We start from the raw sequence: 24,987 nt of genomic DNA, 5'->3' as shown, positions 1-24,987 counted from the left end.
TTTTCGCCCTCTTATTATTATTGATTTTATTTAGATTATTGGTCGTCTTCGTAGCCAAGATCGCGGAAGTAATCGGCAATGGCAGTTGCAACAGCCTGATCAGAAGTGCGTTTGCGGATTTCCATGAGCTTCTTCATGTGCCCCTGCATTCCGCCTTTCTGCATCTCTGCCTTGGGAATATCTGCAAGCCATGCGACCGTTTCCGGGTTCTTGAAAAGCGCCATGCGACTGTTGGTGAAAAGCTTGTTCGCTCCAGCTTTTGCGGCACCCTTTGCCGCTCCGATGGCAAGTGCGGACATCGGCTCAACACCCGCCGCCATGCCGAGCGCGGAAGTCAGCACGTTGTTTTTGTCCAACGGATTGATGTTGTCGAGCATCTGCTTATGCGTCTGACTATTCGAATGGTTGGCACCCCGAGCATACTGCTTCATGTTGTTTGAGATACGAGCAAGCCTGTCCAAATCCTGTCGGTATTGCTGGTTCTTCGTGCCCTTAAAGATGGCGTCTTTCGCTTCGGGAGACATCTTGGACCACTTGTTCAGGAACATGGTCGAATTGAATTGCTCCACCCCTTCAACATCCGTGGACTTGCCAAGCTGTTCGATGCTGCTGGAAACAACATCAGCCCAAGCGTCTTTGCCGCCTTCGGATTTCTCAACAGTTCTACGAATTTGCGCGATACGGTTTCCACCGCGATTGGTCGTCTCGGTCGCGAATTGCCAAATCTTGTCGGTATCCGGAGCTTGGATGATTTTATCGGCAGCACTGCCTTTGCCGAAGCCCTTCACCGGGTCCATGTGCCGCCTGTACTGATTATTGGCTTTGCGCCATGCTTGGGCAGCATCTTCACCAGAAGCGAGGGCGGTCTTTTCCATGTCGGCAGTCAATGCGCCGTACAAACCGTTGAGATGCTTTGAGAGAACCTTGTCGTCCGTGTCTTTCGCCCGTTGACCAATAATCGTTCGAGCTTTCTGAAGCTGATCGAAGGTCATGCCGTTCTGCGCGTCTTCCAGAATGGCGGTCGCATCATCAATCACGCTGTCCGTCTGCGAACCGATTGCGCGTTTGTCGAAACTGCCCATGGCATCGCGATCCGACTTCAGCTTCTGCAAGAAGGAGGACGTATTGTCGATGACGGCTGGAGAAGTCACCTTCTCGCCAACACGGTCGTACAATTGGTTGGAACGTTGGAAGCCAGCTTGTTTCGCAAGCTTTGCCTGCTCTTTTAGAAGTTCACCAAGTTCCGCCTGCGTTTTGGCAGTTCCTGTTCCCGAAACAATCCGGTCGAATTCGCCGTCCATCGCCTGATGAGCATCGTCAATGCGCTTCTGAATCTCGTCACCGTTTCGAAGCGAAGATAGCGCATGTTCAAATTTCGATGTGCGCGGATTTCCGTTGACCATGCCGGGAAGTGGATTATCAGCGCCGATAGCGTTCAGGTCTGCCAATCTCGATTGAGCTTTAGCAACATCATCAACTTCACCGACCAGCATCTTCTTGTAGGCGTTTTTACCAGCTTTCCAGCCAGCACCAACCGCACGACCGGCACCTTCGCCAGCCGCACCCATCGCGAACGTTTTGCCCATATCGATAGCTTGTTCAGAACCGGTTCGAGTGTCTTCATTGCCGAACATCCAGTTCAAGCCGCGCTGGACACCTTCACGACCTGCGACAGAACCGCCGCCAGCACCAGTTACTGCGCCACTAAAGGCACCAACACCTGTTCCAATCACAGGAACGGCAGAACCAACAGCACCGCCGCCGATACCACCGAGAACACCACCAACAGCGCCGCCAACCGTTTCACCGATTTCAGGAGTGATAGACGCAAAGTCGCCAAGAGACGGAAACCAGCTTTCCGTATTGTAAAGCCGCGTCCTGCCTTTCTCATCTGTGAAAATGAAGTTGTCGTCGCCATAGGGTTTTGCATCGGGATATGTCTTTTGAATCGCCTTCAGTCGGTCTTCGGGCTTATCGAGTGCACCAACCTCCATACGGACATTCCAAGGTGCATCGCCTGCGTCGTCAGAGATATCGCGAGGATCGGGACCGGCATTTTCGAATACGTTGGTGCCGCTATCTTTCTCGATGATCTTGCGCTTCCAATCGGGAATGGCACCGCCATCACGTTCAATAATTTTCTTCTTCCAATCGTCCATATCTTAAAGCGTGAAGCCTCCAAGCCCGGAGAGACCGCCCCGGCGTTTGCGTTGTTCTGGCAATGAAGAAAGAATGGCGATTTCTACGGGGCTTCCGCCACCGATCCTACCGCCTTGTGCCCTTGCTGTTGCCTGTATTTGGCTATTTAGCGCGGCATCCTGTTCTGCGAGGGTCTTGGCGAAATCACCGATCGGGCTGAAACCCTTCGTCACTTTATCGGTGTCCATGCCAAGAATTTTGTCACCGATCTGAACGTCAGAACCAGTCAGATTATTGTATGCATCGATCAGAACACCATTACGGCTTTTCGACTCTTCCGCCTTTTGAGCAAGAGCAAGTGTTTCAGTGCCGGGAATTTGCTTTGGCACTGATGCAGGATCGGCGGCAGCAATAACTTCCGAGACGATATCGGGCTTGGCTTGGGAGGGAGCGCCATTGTAGGCAGCTTTCAACCATTCCGGCGCATTGTCACCTTTGCCACCGGCACCCCAAACACCCGGCGAACCCATACCGATATGCATTGAACCTTGCTGCATATAACCGGGACCGGCACCGAAACCGGTAATGCCGTTTGCTTTGCCTTCGCTGACAATCTGCTGAAAGATCGGGCGATCCTGATCGTTTGCCCAATCCAGCTTCTTGCCGTCTTTATAGAAGAAAACATCAGCCGCGCCGCCGTGATCGTGCCGGGTTGAGCCGACGCGATTACCGCCTTCCTCGATTCCTGGCTGTCCACCTGAAAAAACTTCGGCAGTGACACGCATGTTTTCCAGATAGCCAAGCCGTTTCAGAAGCTCTTCGGAAAGCTCACGATTGCGAGTAGCACCCTGATTGGCATAGCGGATGTAATTGACCATCAGCGCTTCCTCCGAACCATATCAGCCGGATCGTCACTGAAGCGGTAGGCTGCACCAGCCGGAACAGCATCATATGCAGCTTCGGAACCAACGACGACTGTTTCAACAGCCGAACGCTTTTCAGGAACAGCAATGCCGCCCTTGAGAAATGCGCGTTGCTTCTCGTTTTCGGGCGTATCAGGATAAATGGCATCTACCCGAGAACTGTAAGTGGCGATCTTGTCTTTCGCGACCTTTTCCTGAATTTCGAGCAGGCGAAGGATGGAGCCTTCATCAAGGCTGATATTGCCGCCTGCCGCCTTTTCTGCGAACGCACGGTCGCTATCCGAGATATTGGCGGAACCGACAATATCCTTGATCATCGCACCGACCATGGGAGCAACAGCCGACTGGAAGGTTTCCGTGTTCTGGATTTCCTTGGTGTCAGCCACGCCAAGCAATGCGCCGACCTTCTGGAGATATAGCCGCTTATCAGCCATGGCACCGGTAATGGCTCCTGATCTGATCGCGTTCTGCGCTTCGAAGTTCGATTTCAGACCAGCGACGGCGGAAGTCGCGCCTTTCCGTTCGTCAATGAACTCTTCGAAAATCTTCCCGTCTTTAGGAGCCGTATTGACGTTGATATTGGTGTCGTTCTTTTTTGTGAATTCGTATTTGCGGAAATCGGGGTTTTCGACGCCGAACTGATAATCTTTCTGATCGGAGGTAATCTCGGCATTCTGCCCAACAGCCGAACCGAGGCTTTCCGCCTTTTTTGTATCGAAGACGCTCTTTCCATAGCCATCCGCCAGTCGATAGGAACCGTCTTCTCCAAGGACCATTCCATTGTCTGCGGCATGCTGCTGCAACTTTTGGATTTGCCCCTGCGTCTCCCGTGCGCCAGCGTCATCACCATTGGCAATCTGCATCTGATGGAGCGCAAAAAGCGCCTCAATCGAATAGCCGTTCTCGGAAGGCGAACCATATTTTTCAATGAAGGTAGAAGCGCGATTCTGCGCGTCCTGTACATTCTGAAGCTTCACCTGATTTGCCCGGTTGGTAATTCCTTTCGTCTGACGATCAGCAATGCCGTCCATGTTGGCATTGTATGCACCCACGCCATTGCCGAGACCTTGCCCAACAATCTGGAGAAGGTTTGTAGGCTTCTCAGAAGGACCGCCAGCCGCCATCATCGCAGCGCCACCAAGCAAAAGGCTTTGGGCGAGCGACTGACGCTTGTCGGCATCTTCCGGCAGGAACTGAGACAGGAGGTTTTCCTTCTTCGCCTGTTCAGGAGTGAGAACGGCTTTCAGGTCGTCTTCACCATTGGGTTTCTTTTTGAAAAGGAAATCAAATACGCCAGCCATAATTACGCTACCTCCATGAGCTTGTTTACATCGACATGGAGCTTCCCTTCGATTTCGATTGCAGCATCCGTCTTGCGATTAACTTCTTCCGCGATAGGTCCATACCAACGCTGCTGATCGGGGTCGTTCTTGTACGTGAATTCGTAAATCGCGATGCGATCACCATTCGTCAGCGGCATGAATCCAACATGCTTGTGCAGGATTTTCTCAGACGCTTGGCAAAGTGCGAACAACCCGGCGAGCGACGACAAGCCGCCAAGAATTTGACCGCCAGTATTCGAATAGACCGGCGTCTGTGATGTCTGGCTATTGTAGCCGCCACCATTGAGCAGGTTGATGAAGTTCGCAGCATTCATAATCGGCTGCTGTTGCTGTTGATCCCAAGAACCAATTTCAGCCGCCTTGAGAGCATCCAGACGTGAATCCTGACTTGCCCCAACATTCGCCAGTTGCTGAGATGGCAGGTACTGGTTCTGATAGGTCTGACCAGCCATGTTGGCGGCATTGAGCTTCTGCGAAGCCAGACTGGAGTCCGCTGCAACAGAAGCATTCGCCGCGTTCAGCTTTTGGTCATTCAAGCCAAGCATGTTGGAAATCGAGTTCTGATAGTTGTTGCTCAGCGCGTTCATGCCGGAAAGCTGGTAGGAACGATCATTCGCTTGCTGGTTCTGGTTATTGGCGATGTCCTGATTATAGAGCGAGCCATAGGCATTCGCTGCATTCATCTGGTTCGAGACATCCTGATTGTACTGGTTGCCGTACATGTCAGTCGCAACCTTCGCCATTTCATTGGCGGCGGTAGTTTCCGCATTATTCCGTTGAGTAGCGTAAGCGCCGGAACCCATACGACCAATCGCAGCCGCCTGACTGTCAATGCCGGGATTGGTGATGTTCTTCAGCTTGTTGGCAATCTGGTCTTGCTGGTTCGAAACCATCTGAGAAAGATACGGATTGTTGCCGATATTCGCTCCGGAAGCAGTCTTTTGAAGATACTGCATCGCCGGGTTGTTCGAAGTCTGACCGCTTGCAAATTGTCCATTGGCAATATTGGAAGCAATCATATTGGTCGGATTTGGTGCAAAATTACTCGTATTCTGAAGCTGAGAATAAGTGTTCTGCGCTTGCTGATTTCCAGCGCTATTCATCACCGAATTGACGGCGTTCGTTGCGTTCGTCAGCGTGGACGTATTGCCGTTTCTGGCAATGTTTTCCGCCTGACTTAAAGCGTCTTTCGTTGCCTGAGATTGATCAGCAATGAGCGAGCCTTGATATGCTTGGGGAGCGCCAGACTTATAGAGATTGTCGAGAGTCGCATACTGATCAAGCAGATACTGTTTTGACCCGCTCCATGGCTCCGTGGAAGTCGTTGTGGTTGTTGTCTTGGGAGTTGACGCCATTGATTAAAGCCTCTTTATGAATTCTTCTTCTTGTTTTTCGAAGCCGTATTTCAGGATTAGTTTATGCCATTCAGGGCGGGGAGTTCCGACCAGTTTTGTAAATCCTTGATCTTTCAGGAACCGACAAAGAACGACTTGGCAGTGCATGATTTCTTTCAAGGACTTGTTCTTTTCACCACCCAAAAGCAGAACGTTTGCGATCCATTCCCCTTCATATTTGCAAAGTTCAAGCACACATGCGGAGCGATCAGCCGTGACAAGATGCCATTCGGATTTGCGCAGCCTTTCAAGCATTTCGTCTTCATCGAAAACCGCTGGAGTTCGTCCAAAAGCAGACAGCAGCCAACTTCTAACCCGCGCATATTCTTCTTCGCTGAAACCCATCTGCATCATACGTTGAACACCACGTAATCGAATGTTCTGGCAGTCGTTGCAGAAGCATGAGTTATGACGAATGAGCCGCCATTTATTGCGGAAATATATGTTGATCCAAAAGCAGAGGCGGCAGCAGTCGTTCTTGGCTGGAGGAAGATTTTACTCTGGCTGTTGACCTTGGGATTCGTAACCATTGTCGAAGTGGTCGAATTCGTCAAAGTCACAGAGCCGGTATTATCAAACTGACTGGCAATTTGATTTACAACGCTTGTGATCTGTCTTGTATTCGTATGATCGTAGACTCTTTCCATTACGCTATTTAGCGTTTTCCCGCCGTCTGCCCGTCGATCTGAACAGCAAATGCAGTCTTCCAATCACCAGAAATTCTGACGCGGAAACGCTGAAAACGTGACTTTTCACGGAAATAAGCAAAGCCGGTTTCTGAGCTTGTATCTTTCAAATCTGACCACTGGATTGGATCGGAAAGGAGCTTGCGAGTACCGACCTGAATCCGAGCCGTTCCATTGCCTTCAAACAATGGTCTTGTTCTGGAAATGGATGCGATATCCGCACCTGTTTGATTGGGTAGAACTTTCGAAAGCTGATATTCCGGCGTCTCAATCGATAGTTCGAGCGTCTGACCCGAGAATGAATAGACAGCCCCTTCATTGCTCATTGCCCAAAGCATAGACTTGCCACCTGACCATATGGGATCGTCAAAAGAGGCAGGAACATTGTCCAGCGTTCCATACGTATCCAACTGGTCAATCGTCCATGGCAGAGAAATTGAATTGAAGATCATGTCCGCTGTCGCATCAGCCGTTGACCATTCGCCGGTCTGATAATTGAAGATCAGCATCATATCAGGATGCCCGTTCGGGGAATTGACCGAGCAGAACGACCAATAAATTAGGGTCTCTCGGGGATCGGCGGCAACTGACATGAGGTGCAGTTTGTCGGGATCGGCATTTTGCAGAAACCACTTGTCCATTCTGCCGGAACCGATTGGGGTGAGACCACCACCGCTAAGAAGGTAAAAGCCATCTTCGGATAGGAAGAAATGTCGCCCTTCAACCGAAATTACGGACTCCGCCACTGAACAGCCTTTTCCAACTACGCGGTCTGTGAAGCTGAAAACGTAGGGCGCACCGATATATTGCATCTGAACGATACCGCGCTGGAGCAGTATCCAGCACTGATCATCCGTAACGATACCCATGATGGAGCCGTAGCCGTGGACATCCTGAAAATCGGATTGCGTGGAAGGATTGAAGGTCCAATCCGAAGGAGCCTCTATGCCGCTCCAGCGGATGCGATAGGGCACAGCGCCGTCAAGGGCGTCATATGTGTTCCCAAGGATCGTGAAGCCCTTGTGAGTGGCGATATGTTTGCCTTTTACCAGCGTCGTCAGCTTGGCGAACTGGATATCCTGATTCATATCGATGAATTGGGGTTCATCACTGAAGTTGGTGAAGAGTTGCAGGCTTCCGAATTCGACCGATTTCCAGCGTTCTTTGCCGGTTGTCAGATAGCCGCCTGATCGGGAGATGTTCGTCCACTGGCGGGTGGAGGGCGAGAGTTTGTAAAGTGCCGTGGCATCGCCGCCATAGACCTTCGCATCACCAGATGCATTCTGACCAATAGCAGTGCCGAGCGGGCGCGAAGCCATTGCCGTATCAGAATACAGCGATGCAGCTTTCATCGGGAAGAACGTGACACCACCGGCAAACGAACCGCGCCCGGGCGTTCCATTATGGGCACGAACAACGCCGGGATTGTTGAGCGCGGGAAGATCGGGGGTCCAAGACGTGAAAGGCTGGTCGATTACCATGTTGGACCACCAAGCGTGATAGAGCCGGTCATGCGTCCGCGCCTGTCATCTTCCGCCAGAACGCTAAGAGCTTCGTTCAAAGCACTCTGTTCAGACGCGATACCTTCGGCGTCCTTTTCCCAACGGTAGAATTCCCTAAGGACGGCTGAAATGTAGACGTTCTGGAAATTATCGAAGAGCCAGTTGGAATTGGTCTCGGTCAACGGCGTAAAGGCTGAATAGTAGGTAAGCTTGACCGTATCTTCGGCTTGACCGGCGAAGATCAGCTTTTCGGAGATGCGATAATAGCCAACCTCGTCACAAGTCAGCGTGGCACTGTTGATGGAAACAGGTTTGTATCGCTTCGCAATGCCGGTAATGGCGCGAATTTCGATGAAGTCGGCAGGCAAATCGGCAATGTCGTCGGTGATGGAAAGGACAATGGTCTTTTCGGATCGGTAATGGCGAACAATCGGGCGAAGATGGCTTTCAGCACGAAGAATGAAACTGTTGATCGGTGCATCGTCACGGATCGTGTAGCTTTTGATAAGCGTAAGAAACTCTTGATAGGTCATATCAGAGCCTCCAATTGTTCACGCGAAACTTTGCATAATCAGCGTCATTGAGACGGCGCTTCATCGCTTCAGAATCGTCGGTAATGCCTTCGCGTTTCCAATCGAAATACAATCCAATCGGAATGCCAGCGACTTTCACGACATCGGAATGCTTACCAGTCTGATTGAAATCGGCAGCTTCTGAAGCGTTTGCATCGAGCATTGCCTGAATGTTTTTGTAATCGGTTTTGATAATGATTTTGTCGCCGTCGCGGATCAACGTGACCGTATAATCGGGAGTATCTTCCCATACGATTGAGCCGGATTGGATCAGATCACCAGCTTGAAAATTGTCCATCAAGTATGCCTCTAAAATGTCTATTGACGTATTTAGCGACGGCTTGAATTTGAGAGATTTTGCATAAAAAAAGAGCCTCCGGAGAGGCTCTAATTCGTTCCTTGAATTTATGATTATTAGCCGTTCAAGTCAGCGATCTTGGCATTGCCCTTTTCATTGAGGCATTCCAGCGTCGTTTCGGTGACGAGCATATAGCGTTCGCTATCGCCAGTCTTGCCGAGTTCCTTCTTTTCGACGCCACGAAGGACAGCCGAATTCCAAAGAGCCGGATCGTAAGCAATGACGGTCGAAGTGGACATGAAACGATGCGGAAGGATCGTGACCGTACCGAAATCCGAAACGTAAAGGTCTACAGCCTGATTGACGGTCTTCTTATCTGCGTTCTGCTGCTTGGTCGAACCACCGTTGAAGGTCGAAATCTTCGACTTGAGAACACCCGGCGCAATTACCGTGTTCGGATCGCCGCCAGCTTCCCAAATCTTCTGGAGAGCGGAAATGAACAGTGCTTCGGTGAGAGGGCGAGCCGTACCAGCCGTAGGAGCATTGACGACACCACCGGAAAAACCGGTCGATACGCCGTTCGCACCATGCAGAGCGTTCGTAGAGATGAAAGCTTCAGCACCACCGAGCTTGCGGACGCCTACAGCCACAGAGCCGTTGCCAGAGACATAAGCAGCTTCTTGGTCTCGCTTCAGTTCTTTCCCTTTCTTGGCGATCTGGCGAGCAAGTTCATCCTTCGCGCCTGCCGTGTTCACGGCGTTCAGCGTGGAACTCAGGCGAATGTCCTTCTGGAAAATCTGCGTGACGTTCGAAATACGAACAGGACCATTGAGGGTCGTATCAGTTGCATCGGCACCTTCAGCAATCGCGTTGTCCTTGTTGGCAGCGGCGAGTTCATCCTGAAGCCATTCGTGCTTGACAGCGGTTGCCTTAGTCTTGCCAATTGAGGAAATAAACGGAGTCTCTTCCGGCGAAATCATTGAAATGACGTTGCTCAAATCTTCGCGTACATGGGAGACATTAGTCGTGGTTAAAGTGGGCATTTTCTTACCTTCTTGTTCTTAGAGTAAATTTTTGATGAGGGCTGCGGCGTCCGCAACACTACGAGATTGGTTGAATTTTTCGAAAGATTGACGATCATAATCAGCAGCCGTCTTTCGCGAATTTTCCTTCGCGGAAATAACCGGCTTCTTCGCGATCTTTTCGACTACCTGCGGAATTGCCTTCTGTGCTTTTTCAGCCTGAACAACTCGGTACAGTAGATCGATAATTCGGAAGTCAGCGATGCTCTTGATTTCCTGCTCGTTAAAGCCAGTGTCCAAAAGCAATCCAGTGATGTCACTGAAAACTTCGTCAGCCTTGTTTTTATCCTTCAGATCAGGGTACTTTTCGAAGAAGCGATTGCTCGTTTCCTGAATTGCGGACCTATGCTGTTCTTCCTCATATGCGGCTGCTTTCTGCTTCAAGGCAGTTTCAGCTTCATAAATTTGGCGAACGGCGTATTCACGCTTTTCCCATTGGGCTTTCTGTCGGACATATTCCGCCGGGTCATTTTCTGCGAGCCAATCGAAATCGGGATATTCCATCTGTCGGAACTCGATTGAAACTTGCTGTTTCAGGGCTTCAATCCCTGCCAATGCTTCAGATCGAAGGGAGTTAATGTCCCTTTGGTTTTCCTGATAGAACTTCCGTTGTTCGGCAATTTCCTGCGTCTTTTTCGTATAGTCGGCTTGTCTCATATAAGAGGACCGAATTTCGCTAAGACTTACCTGATTACCATCGATATCGAAATATTGCTCTTCCGGCGTCTCGTCAGTTTCTGGAGCTTCAAGAGCTTCATCCACTTCCGGTAATTCAACGTTCTCGTCTGGTTTGCTCTCATCAAAAGAGTCCTCAGATACGTCGAGAGTTTGACTGATAAGATCAGCCGCTTCATTAATGTTTAATGCAGTTCCTTCCGGATTGTTGCTTTCAATTTCCATCTATTTAGTAATTCCTAAAGTGTTTTTGGTTCGAATATTTAGTATTCTTCATCTTTCTGCGATTGCGCTTCGAACTTTGCGACTTCAACGTATTTATCGAGCCTTTGATTGATCAGCTTGAAGCCATGGCTGAGTTGGTGAACGCCATCTAGTTCTTCCGCTTGCCCCAATTTCGTGTTCATGAACGCTTCGAAAATTTCGGCTTCAATGCACTTCATCAGATCGCGGAAATCTTCGTTTTCCTTCAAGCGAAGTGCCGCATTTGCTTTCTCAATATTGTTCATTTGGAACCTCAATCATTATCTGCGGAATGTCGCTTATCGGGGTGTCTGGCTGTGAATATTTCTTGTCCAATTCCATCAGCTTCAGGAGGTAATTTTGCTCCTGCTGTTTGCTCTTCAATTCCATCTCTTCACGGAATTCGGCTTGCTGCTGTTGGAGTTGAGCAACCAGTTTCTGCATTTCGAAATTGCGATCAGCTTCATCAGATTGCGCCTTCAACTGAGCCTTGACCTTTTCCATCTCAATGAGACCGGCATTTGGATCGACAGGCGGCTGTGCAGGCGGAGGCGGAGGAAGCGTGGAAGGATCGACAAAGAACAGGCTGCTGTTCTTGAATCCTGCGGTCTCGGCAAGCTTCGAAAGGGTATTGTAGATATTCTGAGCATTCGCGATTGGAAGACCAGCCTGCATCGCCTGCATCTGTTGTGCCAAAAGATTATTCAAGGCTGCTGCGCTTTGGTCTCTGCTCATGACGCCGAAGGCAACGGAAGTCGTCACATCCAGTTCGGGCGTGAATTCGTCAATCGGCACGAAGTTGTTTGTCAGTCGGGCAATGAACTCCTGCGCCTCTTCCGGTTTCTGAAGAAGCTGATCGATCACGATGCGAATCATGTACGCGTAACCAGTATCAGCAAAATAGCGGCTGATCATTTCGACCAGAAGCTGACTGGAGTTGTTGCGGGAATTGACCGCTGTGGCAGTGGCGTTCTGAAGATCGCTGGCATTGAGCGAGACCATTTGCGGTCCAACACCGGTCGTGAAATCCAGACTATTCGATAGATTGGCAATCACCGGCATCGCATCGCCGCCAGCGAAAGGCGGAATAGAATAGCTGATGCCTGCCTGTGGATCGTTTGAGCGAACGATGGAGCCGGGGTGAACGTTCAGAAGGTCGTCCAGATTGACGGCATCCGGGTTCACGATCTTTGTCGGATTTATGTGGCTGTGCAGATCGTCAATGATAGCGCGGTTCAACCGGGTGATCAGGATATGATCATCGCCAATCTTGTCAGCAATACCCATGCTGAAGAGGGTGTCCGCCTGCGGGAACGGGACAAACGGTGCATACGGATAAAAACGCGTGGTCTCTTCGTAATCGAGCAGGACAGGCTTTTCGATGCCACCGGCAAGGGTGAAGCGATAGTGGCGAGCCTTCTTGTCGATCTTCATTTTGCAGTAGACGACAAAGACTTCGACATCATCACCGCTTACGCCCTGATCGCCATCAAGGTCTTTCGAGCGTTCCAAGGCAATTCCATCACTCTTGCTCGATGCCAGAGCGATCTTGGACACCTTGCCGGCGTCATAGCCCATTTCAAGAAGGGCAGCTTTCGACACGATCTTTCGATGTCCCTGAAGTTTGGCAGCAATACCGCCGGTTTCGGGATCGATCTTCGCGTCTCGGGAAATGATGAAATCTTCGGGAGCCACAGACAGGACGTTGAAAATGGGATTACGGCGAACGGCTCTGATTTTCAGGTCTCGAACCGACATACCAGCTTCGTTCAGGTACGGTTTGGAAGCTTCCTCAATGACGATCTGACCGGCTTCCTCCTGCTGATCGAATGCCAAAAGCTGTGCGTCTGGAATGCCCTTAAATGTGCGGGGAAGACCTTCAATGGTCTCGGTTGTGAATTCGGCGGTGATGATGCCTAAACCACAAATAAAACCGTTCTGGAGCCATGGCTGAAGAAACGAAAGATGGCTGTTCTTCGTCTTCAAAATCCAGTTCACCACGGACGTTTGCTGACGTGCAACCGCTTCGTCTTCCGGTCCGAATGGCAGGAATTCGCAGACATTTTCCGGGCTATCGAAGATGCGGATCATGCTGGCAACGGACCAGTCAACGCGCTGCTGAACTTCAGACGAAACCCATTTCGAGCGACCTTTGATTTTGTCGTCACCGGGTAGATAGGCGCGCTTATAGTATTTCAGCGCCGTTTCATGCTTGGTCGCGATATTCGAATTGCTGAAATTTACAGCGTCTTTCAGCTTAACCGCGATGTTGTTTTGAATAGCCTGTTCGTCCATTAATCCTTTCTCTTTTAAGGCTATTTAGCGTCACTGGTAGCTCTGGAGGTTCGTGTACTCGATTGGCTTTGACCAAGAGTATTTGCTTTGAAAACGAGAGGGATTGACGCTAAAAGTGATTGCCAAAGCATCGGCATAGTCGGGCGAACGACCGAGCCTTTTCTTGATTGCCTTCTTCTCTTCAAGTTTGATCTTGCCCGAGCCATCATCATAAGTCGGCGTGACAAGCTCTTCGATAAGCCGCTGATGATTGGTAATGGAGACATTCTCTGTCTGAAACCATTCGCGCATTTCAAACCAAATCTGGTCTCTGACACGATGATAGCGATCTGGATTGCGCGTAGGCGTTCCGGCGAAAATGCAGGAATGAACGGGAAGACCGAAGTCTTTCAGGTTGCTGTAAACGCCATGACCAAGACCGGTCGCATCAACGGCAATGATGGATGGTCGAAGGTTCTTCGGGGTGGACTGATAAAGGTCTCTGACTTTGTAAGCCAACTGTGTCGGATCAAGTCCGCGCCATTCCTCAAAGCCCAACAGCAAATTGTCATGGCGCATCGCCAGAACGGAACTGTCCTTACCAGCGCCAGCCGGATCAAGACCCCATATGACAGGCGCATTCGTTGCAGGAACGACTTCCGTGTTGAGAACGGCTGTTTCAATCCATTCCCGACTGATCAGCCCGTCAATATCGGAAAGCGGAAACTCGCCAAGGACCATGACGCGATATTCACGGCTGAGTGGACCGCCATAGTTCCGTGCAAGCTGTTCGAATGTTTTGGGATCGAAATGCGGGCTATCCTTCATCTGCCCGTGGACTTGCGTCCATTCATCTCGGATGTCTGGATCGCAGTGGGTTCGCCAGAAGAAGCCGCTTGCCTTCGAAGGGTTCGATACGAGACAGAGCTTCGCGTTCGGATCGGTAAGAATGTTCAGCAGCGCGCCAGTGAAAACGGCGTCGTCAATGCCGGATGCCTCATCCACGATTACGAAGTTGTTGTGGGCATGGATACCGCGAGCATTGTCGGGCTTGTCGCCACTTGCCAGACGATATTCGGCAAAACAGGAACTCGGATTGACCGTGCGGCTGATGCGCGTTGCCTGAACGTCAAAGCTCTCTTTGAAGATCGGAGACATCTTCCCATGGAGAACCTGGAGTTCCTTCCAGATACCGCCGCGTAGCTGCGGCTCCGATGGTCCGAAGATCGAAACCTGAACCTGATCGTGGGTGATCAATGCCCACCAAGTCACAATGGCTTCTGCATGCGTCTTGCCGAAACCGACACCGCCGCGAAAGGTAATGGTGCGCTTGGTACGGAAGGCTTCGCAGAATTCAATCTGTTTCAGGGTGAGGGTAGAGCCAAAAACCTGAAGCGCGAAAACGGCGATGTCTTCGCGGTAAACGTCTATAAGTGCTGCTAATTCGTGTAAATTATCGTCTTTATTTGCCATCCGATATTTAGCGGAATGGCAAACTCAATCAGACTTTCGGTTGAGGAAACGAAGCAGGAATTCCCGCAAATCCTCTTTCATCTTTGCCGGGTTTTTCGCATAGTCCTTGGCAATCAAAAGCAAGGCTTCAGCGAAATACATGCCGAGAAGACCTACGCCAAACGCCACTGAATTCAGCGTCTGTGGATCAGCAATCGAGAACAGGTAGGCAATCAGGGGCGTGACGTAGGCGGCAATGATGCTGCCGATGAATCCACCGAACAGATTCTGCCAGAGCGTTCCAGTTTTCGCCACGAAGGATCGCACGACCGATCCGAAGAACCCTGCAATGATGTGGCTGGTCTGGAAGCCATTGCTTGCCAAGAACAGTGAAATGGCAGCAATCGCCGCGACTATCCAATCAATCATCGTCGTCGGTGTCTTCTTCCGGCGTGATGTCGATCATCTTTTCCTTGGCACCGGGTAGCATCCGCGAATTGATTTCCGCGAGCATGCCAGCAATCGAATGGGAGTGGTTCACGTTCACGTTCGTATCTGCCTTTGCCTTTGGAATGATTGCGCTCAACAGCCACTCGGCGGCTTTGAATCGAACGCCGTCGCTGGTGTTCGGATTACTCATCAAAGCGATCATGTTTTCTAGCGCTTCAGGCGTGGCATCCATGATGCTGTTCCGAAGCTCTTCGGGAAACTTTTTGCGTCCACTGCCTTTTGGTGGCGGGTTGCCTTTTTGAAAACCTATCTTCTTCAACCGCTCCTTGTTTTCCTCCGCCTTGCTCCATTCACTCATTTATGGCTCTGCCTCCAAATGTTTTGAGAAAGGCAAGCGCATCATCTTCATAGGTGAAATCGACCGTGAAAAATCCTTCATCGACTGCTAAATTAAAGTCTTCTGAAATTAGTTCACGGATTTTAGAACCGAACTTGGAATCGATCCATTCGGCATAAATGTTGTCTTCCTTTGCCTGTTTAATTGCCGCGTCATATCCGCGAGGAAGATGAAAAATAACTTGCATGCTTTGCCTTAATCTGAAATTCGTCTTTCAGATATTTAGCGAAACAATGATTGGAGCCGGAAATGACAACTTTCTTGGAATATTCGAAGAGCTACGAAGTCAAAGAAAATGAGGCGGTAAACACTTTTTTGACTGCACTTCTAAAGCAGAAGAAGGCTTTTGAATTAGGAGAAGTTAACCGTCGCAGTTGGGTAAAAGAGGAAAATGGCGGTTTCCATATCAAGCTTGGAAAACTCGCAAAAACTTATCGAGTGGAAACCGAAGCTGATGTGAAGGACTTCCTTCATAGGGCGGCAGTAGGTGCACAGACAGAGGCGGATTTCAAAGCTTTGGTCGAAGAAGCATATGGCTCTTCGGATGCAGTCGAGGAAAACAAACCAAAGCGCGGTCGTAAGCCGAAGAACGCCTGATTATTATTTCGGCTGAGTTGTAGCCTTTAACCTTTCGATAGACAGGGCGAATTCTTCGTTCGCCCGTTCTTCGCTCAATGCATCCAATTGGTCGATTGCCGACCATTCCTTGGCAAAGCTGTCTTCAATCACTCGGTTGCGCTTGTTCAGGGCAATGATCGACTTGGACAGCGTTTCAGCATCCAGTTTCATTTGCGTGATGGTCTTTTCATTCAGGGAAACTGTAAGGCTGAGCGTCGAATTTTCAGCCGTTAATGACGCGATCTGGCTAGAGGCGATCTTGTAATAGATGCCGAAAGCCGCGATCAGGGCAAGGAATAGGGTGATTGCGCCGATAATGGCATAGGATTTCAGTTGAGCGAACATGCCAGTATTTAGCCCGCGCAGCTTCACACGCTAAGTCGATCAAACACCGTTAGTCTAAGCGTCGTCTTTCCGAGCTAACGCTTTTGGCAGTTTCCGGTTTACGATATCGTCAAATTGGTCCATCAGTTTGATAGCGTTGCCCGCACCGGGGTCATCCCCCATAAATGAGCAAATTCGGATGGCAAGCGCGTATGGTGTCGCATCACCTTTTTCATCGCCATCGAGCGCTATGGTCGCATCATGGAGCTTTTCGAGATGGGCTTTGATTTGCTTCGGGGTGTCATTGTGAGCAACTGAATTACGAAGGTCATTAAACCGAACTAGCGCATGGGCAAGTTTGTCACCGCTATCGTCTGTACCGCGCCATGAAGCTCGAACAACCGCAATCTTATGAGTGTAGCCCAATCGACCGTCAGCAAGCTTTTCCGCGTGAGGAAGCGAACGAGCAAGGAATTCGTCCATCTCCAGTTCAAGCGCAGCGTGATAGGTCAGGACATCCACCGTGAGCTGATCGGGTTGCTTCTGACCGGACGCTGTGACGCGAAGAATGCCTTCGAGACTGTCATAACCCACTTTACCCATCAATTGCCCCCATTTTGCGCTTCGAACCTCACGCTCACGCCATTTCTAATGCAACCACACGGCTGTAGTTTGTCAACGCGGGCAATGAAGCCCCGCCCGAGAAGCTGTGAGCATAAAAAATTTCTGGATGACCTGATAAAAAAAAGAGGAAGTGCAGCGGGGGGGGTGCGAGTCACCCCCTCACGTTCCACTGGATTATGGATGTGCGACCTGTTCAGCGGCAGCGGCTTTCTTCGCACGGCTTCTTTGTGTCCGTTCCCTTTGGTCCTGCTTTCGCTCTTCCGGCGTCATGTCTTTACGCTTAGTACGAGTGCGAATGATTGGGTTCAATGCTTTAACCTCCATTCTTGTAGAGGGCTTGGTAACGCCGAACAGGTTGCGCAGATAGTTGGCGGTGCGTAGATCAAGCACGATGAACACAAGCTCTTGCGGCTTGCTTCCATGGTCTCTTACCGAGCTACGGGTAAGCATCTGGAAGACCATCTCACAACTTTGCGCGATATGAAGTTCTTCCTTCGATATGCCAGTCACCGCGTTCCAGATACGTTCATCCAATTTCGAAGGATTGAGCGGCGCAAGATGAAGGCAGACATGACGATCCATGAAGGCATTCAACCCCACTGGATTGGGTGGCACCATCTCTGAATTGTTGAGGGGCCATGTGAAACTGGACTTGGCTGATAGCGTCACGAGATGATCAACTGCACCATATTCGGCAAGAAACACACCAGCCGTCGCATCCGCGAACTTCTGATACCCAACCTTCTCCAAGCCCGACATCGAAACGTCTTGGTCCAGTAAATGACGAAAGGTGATGTTTGCTGCCTTGTGGCTGAAGTCGTCGTAGCGTTCTCCCTTGATCGATGGATGAGGCACGAAATTCACGCGGTCTTTCCATGCGTGATAAAGCTTCGATTGGAAGAAGTTGGCACCCATAAATGTGGTGGTCTTGTTGTGGCGCAATGCAGACGGTTGGAGCCATGCATAGATGTTCAATATGCCGTCTTCTTCGTCATTGTTCTCTTCGATGTTGGCGACGAAGTTCTGATATTCAGCCTTTGAGACGAGAACCAAATAATCTTCGCTGCTGATCCTCTTTGCAATTTCGCGCAGATGCGGCAAAGCCTGAAAGGATGAATCGTGAGACATGCCATTTTCAACGATGTCTTCGACGGCTTCGGTAAGAACAAGCTCGATGAAGCCTTCATACTGGCTTGTTCTGGATTTCTTGATGATGGAGACGACAAATTCGCGAGCGGTCTTCACTTTCTCTTTCAGGACAAATTTCTCAACTGGCGAGAAGAACTCATCAATGAATAGGTGATGACCAGCGGTCGCTTCAAGTGCGAGCTTTGCCACGTTGTGATTGATAATGGCAATGCTGTCTCGCTTTTCCTCACAGTGCTTTACAAGCGATTGAGTGCAGTTTCCATGTCCGGTTTCTTGCGAAATTACTTTGGATTTAACGCCGATTGCAGCAAGATCATGGTGCTGCTCGAAGGACAAAAGGTTTGTCGGTGTGGCGATAATGGCTGGTTCGTTCAGCGTCTTCAGATATCGATGTAGACTGTGAGTTTTTCCGGCACCGGGTAGAGCATCGGCATAGTAAATTGTGGGTTTCATTTTCCTTTCCTGAGTTGTTTGTTTCGACAATAAAAAAGGGATTTAGCACCCGGTCCAAGCGCGCTAAATCCCTTCAAAATCATTCATACAGGAAATGGAAATGCGTAAACCGTTCAATATGACCCTTGGAATAGAAGCCATTGGACCGGTTTCGTTTTCCATCTGTATTTAGACAGCGAAGAAGCTGGAATGGCGATATTTTATTGCTTTGTTTCGCCCTAAACGTAATTTTATTGCGTTGTGAAAGGCAGGATAAAAACGGACACCACTCAAGTACCGGCTGGGCGTCACCAACCACCACTCAAGTACCGGAAAGGTAAAAGGAGGACTCAATATTAAACGAATGAAAATCAATTATCTTGGAAAGGAAAGATCATATTCAATGATTTTAACCACCTGTTTCCTGCGAAGCGGCGAGCCGTAGGCGAGCATCTATGCTTGGTAGGAAAACTTCTTATTCCTAGCATTTCATATGTAAGAAAGATCATATTCAAAACCATATTCTATGGACGCCGTAGGCGGACATGATCGCGTAGCGATCCACCTAAGTTTGGTAGGAAATGATTGGATTTGTTGAAGTAATAATCTTTCCTCATGAAATTCAATGAGACCTAGCCAATTATAATATTCGATCTAGTAAGCCGCTGCGCGGCATGTCCACCTACGGCGTCCATCACATATGTCTTCTGAAATGGTTGAATATGATGAGGTAATAATCTTTCCTTCCAGTTTACAAGAAGTCTAATGTTTCCTTATGGAATAAGAAGTTTTCCTAGCAAACTTAGGTGGATCGCTACGCGATCATGTCCGCCTACGGCGTCCATCGAATATGGTTTTTAATAAGCTGGAAATAATCTATTCCCACCAATAACCATCAGTTAAATGTCACAAATCCTCTTAGATATATAAGAAGAAATGTTACAATTCATTGCGAAGCAATGACGTACTTGAGTGGTGGTTGGTGACATCAAATCACCCCTTTTCAACCAGTTATTAAAAGCCTTTCCGAAAACCAATACCTTCACGAATTTCCTTAAATCTAGCATTTCAAAACCCCTGTAAAATAAGGCTTTCCGGCTGATTTAAAAACGTCTTTTTCAACGGAACGTACAAAGTTACCCCTACTGGAAAATAAAAACGCGTTTGTTTTAGGGAAATCAGCAAAACCCCTTATTTCTCAGTGGTTGTAGCGTTTTTGCTTTCCTTTTCGCCAGCCTGTTCAAAAACGTCCGATTTCGATCACGTCAATTTACCCTGTTCAAAAACGTCTTGACTCGCCTTTTGAACACATTCATATTTTGCACGCCTATTTTGAACACTTGAGATGTCCAATGAGCCGCACTTTCGCATATGTCCGTGTTTCCAAAAGCGAACAGACGACAGAAAACCAGATCAGAGAGATTACCGATAAGGGTTTCGACGTAAAACCGCATAGGATCGTCTCAGAGACGATTTCCGGTTCCACACCAGCCGCACAAAGACCCGGCTTCCAAAAGCTCCTGAACAAGCTGGAGAACGGTGACAAGCTGATCGTGTCTAAGCTGGATCGTCTTGGGAGAGATGCCGTCGATGTCCAAACCACAATGCAGCACCTTTCCGATATTGGAGTTGAAGTCCATTGCATCGCCTTGGCTGGCTTCGATCTGAACACGGCTGTCGGTAAAATGATGCTTAATGTCATCGGTGCCTTCGCTCAGTTTGAACGCGATCTTCTTATCGAAAGAACAAAAGCAGGGCTGGACAGGGCAAAGGCGCAAGGGAAGACGCTTGGACGACCAAAGAGCCTCACTGACAAACAGAAGGAAGAGATACGTCAAGCGCTCGCCAATGGTGAAACTATTTCGGGATTGGCTCGCAAAATGAAATCGAGCCGCGCCACGATAATGAGGGCAAGCACCAACTAGCTATTGTTCGAAATTGTTGAACAATATGGATGTATTGTTCTATAATGGTGGAATATGGCGGAAAAGTGGGGCTGCACAGCTCGCGGGCTGGATTCGTGGTCGTTCTCAGGAGGGGTTTACTCTTTCACCTCTTCGAATCCTGTACCTCTGCACCAACGGTGACACCACTTCGCGGAACGCTGATTCAGACAGTTGAATGCTCCGATCATTCATCATGGTACGTGCCATGTCCAAGAGAGCGTACAAGTCTTCGGGTTTTTCCAAATCGAAGTCGTTCATATGCAATAGGGATTCGACGATATTTTCCAAGACTCTTGTCGCGTGAAGTTCATCAATGGTGCGAGAACGTGAAGAATTCACCGCCGGTTGCTTGGATGTCAAAAGACTGACTTGTGCTTGGAGAGCTTTCAATTGTTCGATAATAAATTGCTCTGAACTAACCGTTTTGGTGTCGATACCAGCCAACTTGAATTTGCCGAAATGCCCAAGGAACGGCGAGTAAGAGTCGTCCTTCTCTTTCTTTGCAATGCTGCTCTTTATCGCGATAGAAAGCTTTTTCTTAAAATCGCGAACGTCGTCAAAACGCAAATCTGCTCGGTAGTTGATATGCTCAATGGGCGACGTGTCGAAACTATAATCTGTCTGATCGTCTTTGATTACGATTGTCGGTTTATCGAATGCCAGCCTCAGTCCGAGTTCGAACATGACGTTGGCGTTCTTTCCGCTCACATCACAAACTACGATTGGATCGTCGTATAGGTTCTGTACGATCCGTGCATGAATTACACCGATGTCTTCACTCTCGCTGACAAGCCGTGGCTCATAGCCAGCTTCCTTAATCGCTTCATCAAGGATAATGCGTACTCGGTCCCAATGAGACTTTTCATACTGTCCCATTGCGGCAATAGGCATGATAATCCCGCACGATGGAAGGATTTTCTCTTTGCCTACACCTTCAGCTTTTGGGCTTTGTAGCTTCGAGTTCATTTCACTTCCTCGCTCTTGTATTCATCATCATTTGTCACTAACTCGCATGGAATCAGAGAACTTTTCTGTACGTTCAACAGGTGAAAAAAACTGCTCTCTAAGCCACCTAGATGTTTGTTTGTATTCCATCTCAACTTCTGGACTACGATAGATTTCAAAAAGTCCCCTAGAGTCGCTAAAACCGTGGGTAATTTCTGTGTCCCACAACTCTTGCATACGATAAATCGCCTCGGAAATTTCGTGGAACCAACGCTCTATGTCTTTTCCAAAAACGAAGGTGGACTTTTGCAGAAGTTCAAGAAATTCGGAATATGCTGGTTCTTTAAATCTGCGTTTTTCGTGCTTTGCTCCGAACGCGATAAATTCTTCGTAGATTTTGTATCGCTCTTGAAAAAGGCTCAAGCGATAGGTTTTTTTAGCGGTCTCTTCTGCCAGCGTGTGTTGTTGCTGAAGCAAATCGGATTGTTCGTTGATGGTTTTCAATTGCGCATCAACCACCTTCTGGTTCTCAGCGAATTGATCACGGGTTTCAGTCAATTCCTGTCTTTGCGTGAGAACTGCCGCTACGAGCCAAATGAATGCAAGAGGTGAAAAGACACCCGCGAGAAAATCACCGATTTCGTTCAGGTTCGGTGACGATAAAAAGACCCATATTTTAGAAAGTTCGACCTTCCAGACAATGAACGTAACGTATGCAATCGTGACAACGAAAGCGACGATAAGCCAATTTATCCGGTTCCAGAGCTTCTTCATGATTATCAATTCATACCGTGTTCAGCGACTGTTTTATTTTTGGTCGAGATCGAGGTCGGATTGGATAAATCGACCCGCCATTTTGATCCGGTTCGCATAGGAAGCGAAGGCTGGTCTTCTGTGCCTCCGTTGACCATTTCGAAATTCTTGATCAAGGATTTCGTATCCGATCTGAGAAATATGGCTAAGGGCGTTCCACTGAGCGTTGTTATGTAAATTGACCTTATCTCTAGAAGCTGCTGACAGAGGTTTTTCCAAATAACCGCTTACTATTCCATAGAGTTCTCTAATATTGTGCCCTTCAATTGCGAGAGCTAAAAGTGAACCCTTACCTCGGAAAGACCCGTCAATCGACTCTTTGCTGTCCAATGGGTTCCCCTTCAAAAATGCGACAATCATCGGAAATATTAACACCGTCTCTACTGGAAACGGTTCATCCCACGTCGAGCAAATCACAGAAAGTAAATCGATAGCCTTCTCGATTTGACGGATTTCCATGCCGGACTGCGTACAGACTTTCGAAATATATGTGGCTTCGTCAACTTCAATGGACATTGTCCGTTTGTCATCCGCCATGCCTGACGCGTTCAGAAGGAATTTTACCATTTCTAGGCGGTCTGGTGCCGCAAGCATGTAAGAGCGATCAAAAAACCTTGCCAAATAATGGCGGCTATCGAACTCATTTCCGTAAACGGCTTTGATTGAATTCGCCAATTGCGTTGTGTCAGTGGCTAGAACGAACACAACATTCTCAACCTCGAACAAGTGCTTGATCCGCTCTAGCATTTCGATGGCGTAAGTCGGACGACAGCGGTCCAGCTCGTCAATTAGAATGAAAAACGGTGGCTTAAAATCTACCCCTGACAGGGTCTTCACGGCGTTTCCCAAGCTCGCTTGGAAATTGTCGAGGCTGACTTTCGCTTCGTTGAACTGCGCCAGCTTAAGCTCGGCAAACTTGTCGATTTGTGCCTGAGTGAATTTAATCACTTCACCTGTTGCGTCATCCACCACTGCTTCGACTTCGACTTTTCCGGAGACGATCTCCTTTGCTGTTTCGGCAAGCTCTCCGGCAGCTTCACCGACGACGTAAGTCGTCGCTCGTTTTGCGATGCCTTTGCCGATGAGAAGGGACATCTTTCCCACGTTACGACGGAAGTTTTCTGTAGCGGTTTTGATCCTCTTTCTTGCAGAACGATCCTTTGACTGAAAATTTGTCAGAAACCGATCGAATTCAGCAACAACGGCTGTCAACGGATCGTCCGAAAAGTCGTCTCGCCATGCGTCGATCATAATTGCTGGATGTCCAGCTTCTTTGAGGTCGGCAAATAGCCCCTTCATAAAAAAGGTTTTGCCTTCACCCCACGTCGCATCAATATTGAGGACATATGATCCGGTTTTGCCGCGTCCAATTCTCTCCGCAACTCGCTGCTGGAGAAACTTGATGATGTATGCCGACTCTTCAGCCCGCCCAAGTTTATCGTGGTTCTCGGTCCAATATGACAAGTTCAGCCCGCCTGATATGTAATCTACTTACCGCGAACTAAATCATGCGTTGAGTTTGGCTTGCAATACTATTTTTGCGAGGAATGTCACGTTTGTCGAGATATGCCCAGATCACTGCCAACGCACATAGCGCGATGATCGACGCAAGGACAACGGACAGCATGCCTTGCGCGGTAACTTCGAGTCCCAGGAATTTTATGGTGATCTTGGGCATTAGGCGCACCTTTCCATTAAAAAAACAAATGAAGGTGCTGCTTGCTGCTTCGCATAGTGAGAACCGGCGGAGATTCGTCAATGATATTGTTGCAACATTATTTCAACCACAACAGCTAGTGTTTCCCACTTGTGGAAAATGGGGATGCATATTGGACATTTATTTTCTGTAAGCCGCCAGCCCCATAGCCAAGAGGGCAAGAATGAAAATGAGGACGACCGCGACGAGACCAGATGCACTGGCTTCGAAGAAGAGAAATCTGACAGTTAGTTGCTGATCCATAGGGGCGCACCTTTCCATTAAGGAACGAAATCGGTGCTGCTTGCTGCTTCGCAGTATCGTGAGTTTAAAGTGAACGGTCAACTTAAGACGTGAACAAACCGCCTGATCCACAGGATGGCTCAATCAAAACGCCAGTTCCCATTAACCTGCGCTCCATCTCAGCCAGCTTTTCCAGATCGCGTTTGGTCAGCTTCAGCATCTCTCTGGTGAGGCTCTTAGCGTCCTTCAGAATGGCTTCGAATTCAGCAAATCGTTGATGGTCCATGGTCTTCGTCCTCCTGTTATGTTGACAGGAGTATTTAGGTTTTTGACGTGTTTGCGCGACACCCGGCACATGATCCAGTCGTTGAAATAGGCAGGGTCCAAAAGGACATCATGATCGAACTGCGCCTTCGCCTCAAAGTAACCACACTCTGAAGAGGATCGGCAGAGATGGAGGATTTCGCGCCTGAAGCCGTTTGGACCATGCGTGGCGACCAGTTCTTTTAGGGTGGTATTACTGCCGTAGTAGGCTTGCCAGTCGCTCTCTGTGATCTTCGTGCGTTTGCGGGACTTCCCTTTCAGCGGGGGAAGAGTGCGTTTTGACCGGAAGGCTTTTCGTCCTATGTATTTTCGACCAGTTGCAATCTCGGTGATGAGATAGACGAAGCCGTAATGGTCATTGATGTCAGCGGACGTGAATTCCTTTCCTTGATAGAGCCACATGAAAAATATCCCGATTAAACGGGTATTTATGCGAGCAACAA

General features: G+C 49.0%; 27 protein-coding genes. 3 read left to right on the top strand and 24 right to left on the bottom strand.

All coding sequences use genetic code 11. From position 1 onward, the window contains the following. Positions 1-35: 35 nt before the first annotated feature. Genes BTE54_RS07575 through BTE54_RS07555 form a run of 5 tightly spaced genes read right to left on the bottom strand, consistent with a single transcriptional unit; the run spans position 36 to position 6,153 of the window. Positions 36-2,159 carry a hypothetical protein gene (locus BTE54_RS07575; protein WP_078052010.1) on the bottom strand — a complete coding sequence of 708 codons (2,124 nt, stop codon included), beginning with the start codon at positions 2,157-2,159 and terminating at the stop codon, positions 36-38. Between the two features lie 3 nt (positions 2,160-2,162). Next, complete coding sequence (locus BTE54_RS07570; protein ID WP_078052009.1) at positions 2,163-3,017, bottom strand: hypothetical protein; 855 nt, start codon at positions 3,015-3,017, stop codon at positions 2,163-2,165. Next, on the bottom strand, positions 3,017-4,363 hold the full coding sequence (locus tag BTE54_RS07565; RefSeq protein WP_078052008.1) for a hypothetical protein: 1,347 nt from the start codon (positions 4,361-4,363) through the stop codon (positions 3,017-3,019). Before BTE54_RS07565 ends, BTE54_RS07570 begins: the two co-directional genes overlap by 1 nt. A 2-nt stretch (positions 4,364-4,365) precedes the next feature. Further along, entirely contained in the window at positions 4,366-5,760 is a 1,395-nt protein-coding gene (locus BTE54_RS07560) for a hypothetical protein (RefSeq protein ID WP_198939101.1), read from the bottom strand. 3 nt (positions 5,761-5,763) lie between these two features. Further along, entirely contained in the window at positions 5,764-6,153 is a 390-nt protein-coding gene (locus BTE54_RS07555) for a hypothetical protein (protein ID WP_078052007.1), read from the bottom strand. A gap of 54 nt (positions 6,154-6,207) precedes the next feature. Between BTE54_RS07555 and BTE54_RS24955 the strand changes: the two genes are divergently transcribed. Beyond that, positions 6,208-6,381, top strand: a complete 174-nt coding sequence (locus BTE54_RS24955) for a hypothetical protein (protein ID WP_158080266.1) — start codon at positions 6,208-6,210, stop codon at positions 6,379-6,381. Positions 6,382-6,454: 73 nt separating this feature from the next. Here BTE54_RS24955 and BTE54_RS07545 read toward each other — a convergent pair whose 3' ends face one another. The 11 genes from BTE54_RS07545 to BTE54_RS07495 form a co-directional block, all read right to left on the bottom strand. Next, the gene (locus BTE54_RS07545; RefSeq protein ID WP_245316570.1) at positions 6,455-7,966 is read right to left on the bottom strand and encodes a hypothetical protein; all 1,512 of its coding nucleotides are present in this window, start codon (positions 7,964-7,966) and stop codon (positions 6,455-6,457) included. Then, positions 7,960-8,520, bottom strand: coding sequence for a hypothetical protein (locus BTE54_RS07540; protein ID WP_078052005.1), 561 nt, complete (start codon positions 8,518-8,520; stop codon positions 7,960-7,962). The genes BTE54_RS07545 and BTE54_RS07540 overlap by 7 nt, the downstream gene beginning before the upstream one ends. A gap of 1 nt (position 8,521) precedes the next feature. Further along, on the bottom strand, positions 8,522-8,857 hold the full coding sequence (locus BTE54_RS07535; RefSeq protein ID WP_078052004.1) for a hypothetical protein: 336 nt from the start codon (positions 8,855-8,857) through the stop codon (positions 8,522-8,524). A gap of 116 nt (positions 8,858-8,973) precedes the next feature. Further along, a complete protein-coding gene (locus BTE54_RS07530; protein ID WP_198939100.1) occupies positions 8,974-9,900 on the bottom strand; it encodes a DUF5309 domain-containing protein in 927 nt (308 codons plus the stop codon). Positions 9,901-9,918: 18 nt separating this feature from the next. After that, positions 9,919-10,839 carry a hypothetical protein gene (locus BTE54_RS07525; RefSeq protein WP_078052002.1) on the bottom strand — a complete coding sequence of 307 codons (921 nt, stop codon included), beginning with the start codon at positions 10,837-10,839 and terminating at the stop codon, positions 9,919-9,921. Between the two features lie 38 nt (positions 10,840-10,877). Next, positions 10,878-11,123 (bottom strand): hypothetical protein, encoded by a 246-nt coding sequence (locus BTE54_RS07520; RefSeq protein WP_078052001.1) that lies wholly within the window; start codon positions 11,121-11,123, stop codon positions 10,878-10,880. Next, positions 11,110-13,152, bottom strand: a complete 2,043-nt coding sequence (locus tag BTE54_RS07515) for a portal protein (RefSeq protein WP_078052000.1) — start codon at positions 13,150-13,152, stop codon at positions 11,110-11,112. The genes BTE54_RS07520 and BTE54_RS07515 overlap by 14 nt, the downstream gene beginning before the upstream one ends. A 30-nt stretch (positions 13,153-13,182) precedes the next feature. Next, a complete protein-coding gene (locus tag BTE54_RS07510) occupies positions 13,183-14,604 on the bottom strand; it encodes a hypothetical protein (RefSeq protein ID WP_078051999.1) in 1,422 nt (473 codons plus the stop codon). 24 nt (positions 14,605-14,628) lie between these two features. Further along, entirely contained in the window at positions 14,629-15,012 is a 384-nt protein-coding gene (locus tag BTE54_RS07505) for a hypothetical protein (RefSeq protein ID WP_078051998.1), read from the bottom strand. Further along, complete coding sequence (locus tag BTE54_RS07500) at positions 15,005-15,391, bottom strand: hypothetical protein (RefSeq protein ID WP_078051997.1); 387 nt, start codon at positions 15,389-15,391, stop codon at positions 15,005-15,007. The genes BTE54_RS07505 and BTE54_RS07500 overlap by 8 nt, the downstream gene beginning before the upstream one ends. Beyond that, on the bottom strand, positions 15,384-15,617 hold the full coding sequence (locus tag BTE54_RS07495) for a hypothetical protein (protein WP_078051996.1): 234 nt from the start codon (positions 15,615-15,617) through the stop codon (positions 15,384-15,386). The genes BTE54_RS07500 and BTE54_RS07495 overlap by 8 nt, the downstream gene beginning before the upstream one ends. A 62-nt stretch (positions 15,618-15,679) precedes the next feature. On the opposite strand from BTE54_RS07495, the gene BTE54_RS07490 reads away from it, so the two are divergent. Next, on the top strand, positions 15,680-16,027 hold the full coding sequence (locus BTE54_RS07490) for a hypothetical protein (RefSeq protein ID WP_143240699.1): 348 nt from the start codon (positions 15,680-15,682) through the stop codon (positions 16,025-16,027). A 3-nt stretch (positions 16,028-16,030) separates the two neighbouring features. Here BTE54_RS07490 and BTE54_RS07485 read toward each other — a convergent pair whose 3' ends face one another. The 3 genes from BTE54_RS07485 to BTE54_RS07475 form a co-directional block, all read right to left on the bottom strand. Next, positions 16,031-16,420: a hypothetical protein gene (locus BTE54_RS07485; RefSeq protein ID WP_143240698.1), complete on the bottom strand. Its 390-nt coding sequence runs from the start codon at positions 16,418-16,420 to the stop codon at positions 16,031-16,033. Between the two features lie 27 nt (positions 16,421-16,447). Beyond that, positions 16,448-16,975 carry a hypothetical protein gene (locus BTE54_RS07480; protein WP_078051993.1) on the bottom strand — a complete coding sequence of 176 codons (528 nt, stop codon included), beginning with the start codon at positions 16,973-16,975 and terminating at the stop codon, positions 16,448-16,450. Positions 16,976-17,170: 195 nt separating this feature from the next. Further along, entirely contained in the window at positions 17,171-18,598 is a 1,428-nt protein-coding gene (locus BTE54_RS07475; RefSeq protein WP_078051992.1) for a hypothetical protein, read from the bottom strand. Positions 18,599-19,929: 1,331 nt separating this feature from the next. Here BTE54_RS07475 and BTE54_RS07470 point away from each other — a divergent pair. Then, complete coding sequence (locus tag BTE54_RS07470; RefSeq protein WP_078051991.1) at positions 19,930-20,502, top strand: recombinase family protein; 573 nt, start codon at positions 19,930-19,932, stop codon at positions 20,500-20,502. A gap of 105 nt (positions 20,503-20,607) precedes the next feature. Here the strand turns inward: BTE54_RS07470 and BTE54_RS07465 are convergent, their stop codons facing one another. The 5 genes from BTE54_RS07465 to BTE54_RS07450 form a co-directional block, all read right to left on the bottom strand. Continuing rightward, positions 20,608-21,489: a hypothetical protein gene (locus tag BTE54_RS07465; RefSeq protein ID WP_078051990.1), complete on the bottom strand. Its 882-nt coding sequence runs from the start codon at positions 21,487-21,489 to the stop codon at positions 20,608-20,610. Positions 21,490-21,516: 27 nt separating this feature from the next. After that, positions 21,517-22,242 (bottom strand): hypothetical protein, encoded by a 726-nt coding sequence (locus BTE54_RS07460; protein ID WP_143240697.1) that lies wholly within the window; start codon positions 22,240-22,242, stop codon positions 21,517-21,519. Between the two features lie 33 nt (positions 22,243-22,275). Then, positions 22,276-23,745 carry a P-loop NTPase fold protein gene (locus BTE54_RS07455; protein ID WP_158080265.1) on the bottom strand — a complete coding sequence of 490 codons (1,470 nt, stop codon included), beginning with the start codon at positions 23,743-23,745 and terminating at the stop codon, positions 22,276-22,278. Between the two features lie 37 nt (positions 23,746-23,782). Continuing rightward, positions 23,783-23,959, bottom strand: coding sequence for a hypothetical protein (locus tag BTE54_RS24950; RefSeq protein ID WP_158080264.1), 177 nt, complete (start codon positions 23,957-23,959; stop codon positions 23,783-23,785). Between the two features lie 507 nt (positions 23,960-24,466). Then, the gene (locus BTE54_RS07450) at positions 24,467-24,946 is read right to left on the bottom strand and encodes a hypothetical protein (protein WP_078051987.1); all 480 of its coding nucleotides are present in this window, start codon (positions 24,944-24,946) and stop codon (positions 24,467-24,469) included. Positions 24,947-24,987: the final 41 nt, after the last annotated feature.

It is taken from the genome of Agrobacterium sp. YIC 4121 (assembly GCF_002008205.1).
GTDB lineage: Bacteria > Pseudomonadota > Alphaproteobacteria > Rhizobiales > Rhizobiaceae > Agrobacterium > Agrobacterium leguminum.
The sequence above is the reverse complement of the archived record's forward strand: the minus strand, read 5'-3'. Positions and strand labels throughout refer to the sequence as shown.